The 834-nt window shown below is 53.8% G+C and carries 1 protein-coding gene; it reads left to right on the top strand.

What is annotated here, in order from left to right; all coding sequences use genetic code 11:
* Window positions 1-834 (top strand): MMPL family transporter (locus AC1DRJ_RS30370; RefSeq protein ID WP_477805368.1); only part of this gene is annotated, 834 nt, incomplete at both ends.

Below are 834 nucleotides of genomic sequence, written 5' to 3'. Positions count from 1 at the left end.
GGGTGGACCGGCAATACCTGACAAGTACGACGGCAGCCCCGCGTCACTCGCTGAGTTGCGCAGCAATGTGCAACTGTCTAACGAGATTGGCCAGTTGGTTGCATTCGACCAACGGTCCAGCATCATTTCCATTCCTTTGCTCTCACGCACGCCGGATGGCCAGCCACTCGATTACGCCAAACTGTCTGCTCAGTTGGAGGCGTTACGCGCTGAGTATCAAAATGACAGCGTCGACATTCACATCACGGGATTTGCAAAGAAGGTTGGGGACCTGATTGATGGATTAGGGCAAATCATGCTGTTCTTTGCCGCTGCCATTGCTATCACGACCGCGGTTCTCTATGGCTATACCCGGTGCCTGCGAAGCACACTTTTGGTCGTGCTTTGCTCGTTGGTTGCGGTTGTTTGGCAGCTTGGATTGCTGCCATTGCTGGGGTATGAGCTTGACCCATACTCGGTCCTAGTGCCCTTTCTGGTGTTTGCCATAGGCATGAGTCATGGCGCCCAGAAAATGAACGGAATTATGCAGGACATTGGTCGTGGCATGCACCGAGTGGTTGCAGCGCGCTTCACGTTTCGTCGCCTGTTTCTCGCCGGTCTCACCGCACTGCTTTGTGATGCGGTGGGATTCGCCGTACTAATGATCATTCAAATCAAAGTCATTCAAGACTTGGCTATTATCGCCAGCATCGGCGTTGCCGTGCTGATTTTCACCAATCTCATTTTGCTACCGGTCCTGCTCTCCTATGTCGGCGTCAATCTCCGTGCGGCCGAACTAAGCCTCAAGAGCGAACGGGCAGAGCAGAGTGGACAAGTGCGACACGCTTTTTGGCG

Source organism: Pseudomonas sp. P5_B2 (genome assembly GCF_056400445.1).
This window is presented reverse-complemented; position numbering and strand designations above follow the sequence as displayed.